This window comes from Psychromonas sp. (assembly GCF_983033635.1).
The window spans coordinates 1-6,232 of record NZ_CEZLMY010000191.1 but is presented as its reverse complement, the minus strand read 5'-3'; the positions used below and the strand labels follow the sequence as shown (position 1 = coordinate 6,232).

Annotated in this window: 5 protein-coding genes; 2 read left to right on the top strand and 3 right to left on the bottom strand. The window is 38.6% G+C overall.

What is annotated here, in order from left to right; translation table 11 throughout:
- Positions 1–64 precede the first annotated feature (64 nt).
- Entirely contained in the window at positions 65–1,018 is a 954-nt protein-coding gene (locus tag AC4GME_RS16475) for a peptidoglycan binding protein CsiV (protein WP_490379802.1), read from the top strand.
- A gap of 63 nt (positions 1,019–1,081) precedes the next feature.
- Here AC4GME_RS16475 and AC4GME_RS16470 read toward each other — a convergent pair whose 3' ends face one another.
- From AC4GME_RS16470 to rluC, 3 genes are all read right to left on the bottom strand, one after another.
- Positions 1,082–2,065 carry a glycosyl transferase family protein gene (locus tag AC4GME_RS16470; RefSeq protein ID WP_490376195.1) on the bottom strand — a complete coding sequence of 328 codons (984 nt, stop codon included), beginning with the start codon at positions 2,063–2,065 and terminating at the stop codon, positions 1,082–1,084.
- Between the two features lie 93 nt (positions 2,066–2,158).
- Positions 2,159–2,803 (bottom strand): HAD family hydrolase, encoded by a 645-nt coding sequence (locus tag AC4GME_RS16465; RefSeq protein ID WP_490376194.1) that lies wholly within the window; start codon positions 2,801–2,803, stop codon positions 2,159–2,161.
- A 598-nt stretch (positions 2,804–3,401) separates the two neighbouring features.
- A complete protein-coding gene (gene rluC / locus AC4GME_RS16460; protein WP_490379801.1) occupies positions 3,402–4,340 on the bottom strand; it encodes a 23S rRNA pseudouridine(955/2504/2580) synthase RluC in 939 nt (312 codons plus the stop codon).
- A gap of 346 nt (positions 4,341–4,686) precedes the next feature.
- On the opposite strand from rluC, the gene rne reads away from it, so the two are divergent.
- The coding region (gene rne / locus AC4GME_RS16455) for a ribonuclease E (protein WP_490379800.1) at positions 4,687–6,232 on the top strand (1,546 nt) is incomplete at its 3' end.

Genomic DNA, 6,232 nt, shown 5'->3' with positions numbered 1-6,232 from the left:
TAACACAGCTACTCAGTAGTTTTGAAACACATTTAATTAAATAAATATATTTAAGGATATGATCTTGAATTACAGACTATTATTGCCATTAATTCTGATATGTACTGCATTTTCGACAAATGCTGAAGAACGCTGGTTTGAAGTTGAATTACTGCTATTTCAGCGAAATATTGATATCCAAGATGTAAAAGAAGATCTCGCTACAGAAAATATCACTATCGACAGCACAACAAGTATCAGCATATTAAAAAAACAATTAAACAATCTTTGTGTTGCGGGAGAGCCCTGCTTACATAAAAAAAATCCGGTGCTGATTACGAGTAATCAATTTGACTCTCAAGGCAATTCTTTCCAGCTTTTAGATAAGGATAAGCTGCAGCTTTCGCCGCAACGTGAAAAACTTAAAAGCCATGCTTCTTTTACCCCTCTTTTACACTTAACTTGGCGCATGCCTGTTGAAAGTAGAAACAAAGCTAAACCGATTCATATTTTTGCTGGAGAAAATTTTGCATTTAATATGCAGCAGCGTGCTCTAAACAAATTAGCAGCAGCTGAAAAGCCTGCAGATAGCAGAGAAACAGATAGTGAAACTGTTAAAAGTGAAGAATTAGAACAAACAACTGAAGATAATTTAGTCGACATACCGCAAGCCCCCCTATTGACAGACAAATGGTCGATCGATGGTAATTTCAAAATCTATTTAGACCATTACCTGTTTATTGATAGCCAGCTGGTTATTCGCCAGGAAACGACTCAGAATATTAAACAACCAGAAACAGAAGTAACAGAAACATTTGAAGTGCTTAACAGTGAAAATGATGTTGAAGTTATAAAACAAACTGAAACAGAAGAGTCGATTGAAGAAGTGACACAGGAAACAGTTGTTAGTGAAGTGTTGTTCGATCAGAGCCGTCGTTTACGCAGTGAAGAGATCCACTATTTAGATCACCCATTAATGGGGATTATTGTACAAATCAGAAAAATACCAGTGCAACAACAGACAGTAACAGAAGAATAAGTGCTAAAAGATAGTATTTGAAAAAGGCCATAAAATAGATTGTATGGCCTTTTTAATACGGATTTAGCTGTTTTTATCTCTGCTTTGCCAATATTTCCTTGCTAATTCTAAACATTGCTGCTGACTAGGTGTTTCATTAAATTGCTTTAATATCAAAGCAATAGTACAAATCACAGCTGCATCGCCATAAGCATCGTTTATCTCTCCCGACCATATTTTCTGTAAATATTCTGCAGAAACTTCAGTATGTGCACCGCTTGCTTCTTCTAAGAATGTTGGCCACTCATCTTCAATATAGGTGGTTAAACCATCTATTGTTTGTACCCCGCAAACTGTGCTGCTAACTCGCGGATTCATTTCACTTTCACCACCCTCGCCTTTAAAAGCAACCATATTAACTTCATCTGTTAATAGTGCCGCCTGCGCATGTAATTTTTCATATCCTTTATGGAAAACACCATGAATGGCAAAGGGGGCACCAACTGGATTAAGACTGCGAGCCACAGTATTAAGCGGTGTACGCAAGCCCACTTTCTCTCGAAGTGCCAGCAAAGGAATAAGTTTCGGACAATAAGCTGATAAGGGCAGGTAACAAATATTGCTTTGTTCAAGTATCAGTTGTGCCTGCTCTGGTGAATTAGCAATTTTAATATTGAGCGCAGGACACGCCTCTTCAACCTGATATTTAATCGCATCCACCGCTTTAAAGCCATGAAGTACGATACGTTTACCCTGTGCGGCCAATATTTTTGCAGCTAATAATAACCAAGGCGGCTGACGTTTTTTGCCGGCAAAACAGGGCCAGTCAAGATCCGCATTGAGCTCTTTCCACTGCGGTGAAATAGTATTGCGCAGTGCTTGAATATAACCCGCAGCCTCTTCGGCAGTTTCACAGCGCACTCGTTGTAACATCAACAGCACTGCTAACTGTAATAAATCTGCATCGCCATTAAGGTAAGATGAGAGTGCATCATAAGCTTCTTTTTGCGTTAAAGAACGACGCCCTTTTTCACCCCGACCGGTTAATTTTATATATTCACTAAACATAAGATCCCTGTAACTACTCAGCCCCAATAATTTGAGGTGTTTTTTTATAAAATAAGATTGTAAATGGCTTAGCCCTAAATCATTACAAATACTTTAAATATAGTTGCCAAGTTGCTTTGGTAAGTCATCCAGAAGCGCAATCGGGTTAAATAACGACAGTGTCTGATGAGAATGCACACCATAAGTAACCCCCACACAATCAACATTGGCATTGTTGGCCATCTCTAAATCATAACTGGAATCGCCAATCATCAAGGCTTGGTGCGTTTGCATATTTAAATCTTCTAATATTTTATTTATCATTAGAGGATGCGGTTTAGATATTGTTTCATCAGCACAATAGGTAACTGCAAATAGATCATTTACATCATATTTGTCGAGCAGACGATTCAGGCCATTTCGCCCCTTTCCGGTCGCCACTGCAAGTATATAACCTTGTTCTTTTAAAGATATTAACCAGTCTTTAACACCGGGATAAAAAGGGGTGGGCTGATGATTAAGTTCGATGTATTGTTCACGGTAAGCTGCCACCATGGCAACTTGCTTTTGTAACGGTTGCAATGGATATAAGCTAGCCATCGCTTTATCTAAGCTTAAACCAATGATCTGACGAATCGCCTCAGCAGGAAGGACTTCTAGTTCGGTTACAATTGCAGCTTGTTTTACACAAGCTACAATTTTATCGATGGAATCCATCAGTGTACCGTCCCAGTCAAATATAATAACCGGATATTTCATCTTAGCTTCTCTGTAGTTTTTTTAATAAGCTTGCTAGTTTTTTATACAACAAGGAACTTCTAGTTCGGTTACAATTGCAGTTCCTTTCATACAAGCCACAATTTTATCGATGAAATCCATCAACGTACCGGTTAACAGAAAACCGTCAAAAATAATAACCGATATTTCATCTCAGCTTCCCTTCTGTTTTTCTAATAAGATTGCTAGTGCTTTATATAACAAGGCACAATTTTGTCGATGAAATCCATCAGCGTACCGGCTAACAGAAAACCGTCAAAAATAATAACCGGATATTTCATCTTAGCTTCTCTGTAGTTTTTTTAATAAGCTTGCTAGTTTTTTATACAACAAGGAACTTCTAGTTCGGTTACAATTGCAGTTCCTTTCATACAAGCCACAATTTTATCGATGAAATCCATCAACGTACCGGTTAACAGAAAACCGTCAAAAATAATAACCGATATTTCATCTCAGCTTCCCTTCTGTTTTTCTAATAAGATTGCTAGTGCTTTATATAACAAGGCACAATTTTGTCGATGAAATCCATCAGCGTACCGGCTAACAGAAAACCGTCAAAAATAATAACCGATATTTCATCTTAGCTTCTCTGTAGTTTTTCTAATAAACTTGCTAACCGTTCACATAACGGCGCACTGACTGTCATCTCTTTTTCTAAAACAGGGTGATAAAAAGTAATATGAGCGGCATGTAAAAAAAGACGGTTCAAGCCCAATTTTTTCATCTCACTGCTAAAAGCATCATCGCCATAACGCTCGTCACAAGCGATATTATGGCCTTTACAAGCAGTATGAACGCGGATTTGGTGAGTACGCCCGGTCACAGGGCTTGCTTCAATTAAAGTGGCTCCCTGATAACGCTGCATTATTTTAAAACGTGTTTCAGAGGCTTTACCTTCACTGCTTACTTTTACAACTGAATTTTGTGCATTTTTAAGTAATGGCTCTTTAACCGTTCGCAATCTCTTATCCCAGGAACCTTTAACAAGCGCCAGATATTGCTTGTTCATGGTTTTATTACGTAACTGTTCATGCAGTGCACGTAACATACTGCGTTTTTTAGCGATCAATAAACAGCCTGATGTGGCCTTATCAAGACGATGCACTAATTCTAAAAAACGGGCCTGAGGTCGAAGTGCTCGTAAGCCTTCAATCGCACCAAAATCAAGTCCACTACCGCCGTGTACAGCAAGGCCTGAAGGTTTATTTAAAATAAGGAGCGCATCGTCTTCATAAACAATCGAAGATTCTAACTGTGCAATTTTATTCAGTTTAGGGGATGGTAAGATATTTTCTTTCGCCACACGGACAGGCGGGATCCTAACTTGATCACCTGATTTTAATTTATAATCAGGTTTAATGCGTTTTTTATTCACACGCACCTCTCCCTTACGCACAATCCGATAGATCATACTTTTAGGGACGCCTTTTAAATGTAAACGAAGAAAATTGTCGATTCGTTGCTGTGCATTTTCTTGAGTAACCTCAAGTATGCGTACTGAGTGATTTATATGTTCCATCCGTTAAGTTTATCACGTGTTAATCAGATAATATCTAAAAATTTGTATTGCGGCTAAAGCACTATTAATGAGACAATTGCATAGTTATGACTCGTTAATAAACAATAGCTATTAACTCGAAGTCAATATAACAAATATAATGAAAATTAAATGTTGAGCCTTTTTACTCATTAACCATTTATCGGTTACTTTTAAAACCGATAAAAATGAGATATTTGCTTTCACTTTATAATGCACCTCTGCATATTATCCAGTCGAGAGACTGTACAGCCAGACACGAGGTCAAGTGAACAAATGCATTGCCAACACGCCAAAAAATAACGATAAAATATAAGAGTTTAATAAAATGAAAAGAATGTTAATCAATGCAACTCAAGCTGAAGAGTTGCGTGTAGCCCTTGTAGATGGGCAACAACTGTATGATCTTGATATTGAAAGCCCTGGTCATGAACAAAAAAAAGCAAATATTTACAAGGGTAAAATCACCCGTGTTGAAGCAAGTTTAGAAGCTGCGTTTGTTGATTACGGTGCTGAACGTCATGGTTTCCTTCCACTAAAAGAGATTGCGCGCACTTACTTCCCGGAAGGTTACTCTTTCAAAGGTCGTCCAAATATCAAAGACGTCATTAAAGAAGGCCAAGAAGTAATAATCCAAATTGAGAAAGAAGAACGTGGTAATAAAGGGGCAGCCTTAACAACGTTTATCAGTCTGGCAGGTAGCTACTTAGTATTAATGCCAAATAATCCTCGCGCCGGCGGTATTTCTCGCCGAATCGAAGGTGATGAACGTACAGAATTAAAAGATGCACTTAGCCAGCTTAAGTTACCGAATGGCATGGGCTTGATTGTCCGTACTGCTGGTGTTGGTAAATCACCTGAAGAATTAGAGTGGGATCTCAATGTTCTAGTTAATCACTGGAACGCAATTGATGAGGCTTCGCGTTCAAAAGCTGCACCATTTCTGATTCATCGCGAAAGTAATGTTATTGTACGTTCTATTCGTGATTATCTACGACGTGATATTGGCGAAATCGTTATCGATCACGCACAAACATTTGAGCTTGCAAAAAACCATATAAAAATGGTTCGCCCGGATTATGTTAATCGCCTTAAGTTATACCAAGGTGAAATTCCATTATTCACACACTACCAAGTAGAAAGCCAAATTGAATCGGCTTTCCAGCGCGAAGTACGTCTACCATCTGGTGGTTCAATAGTTATCGATCCAACTGAAGCGTTAACATCAATTGATATTAACTCAGCTCGCGCAACACGCGGTGGTGACATCGAAGAAACGGCATTTAATACCAATTTGGAAGCCGCTGAAGAGATTGCACGCCAGTTACGTTTGCGTGATTTGGGCGGTTTAGTGGTTATTGACTTTATTGATATGACACCAGCTCGTCATCAACGTGAAGTAGAAAACCGTATGCGTGAATCTGTCCGTCAAGATAGAGCACGTATCCAATTAGGCCGTATCTCTCGCTTCGGTTTAATGGAAATGTCTCGTCAACGTATTCGCCCTTCTCTTGGTGAATCTGCATCTCGCGTTTGTCCTCGTTGTCATGGACAAGGCACAATCCGTGATAATGAATCACTTGCTTTAGCCATTCTTCGTTTGATCGAAGAGGAAGGTTTAAAAGAAAATACAGTTCAAATTCAGGCAACGGTACCTGTTGCTGTTGCTGCCTACCTATTAAACGAAAAGCGTAGCTCTGTTGCGAAAATTGAAAAACGTCATAATTGTGAAGTTTACATTATTCCCAATGCTAATCTTTTAACACCGCATTTCGAGATTAAACGTACTCGCAAAGATGGTAAAGAAGATATAAATTACGATGCATTAGAGAAGCAACATACGGTTTATGTTCCAAATATTATTAAAGATGAAC

What these genes read in the sequence shown, in the direction of transcription:
- AC4GME_RS16470 (WP_490376195.1), bottom strand. Translation starts at nt 2,065, where the DNA reads ATGTTTAGTGAATATATAAAATTAACCGGTCGGGGTGAAAAAGGGCGT.
- AC4GME_RS16465 (WP_490376194.1), bottom strand. Translation starts at nt 2,803, where the DNA reads ATGAAATATCCGGTTATTATATTTGACTGGGACGGTACACTGATGGAT.
- rluC (WP_490379801.1), bottom strand. Translation starts at nt 4,340, where the DNA reads ATGGAACATATAAATCACTCAGTACGCATACTTGAGGTTACTCAAGAA.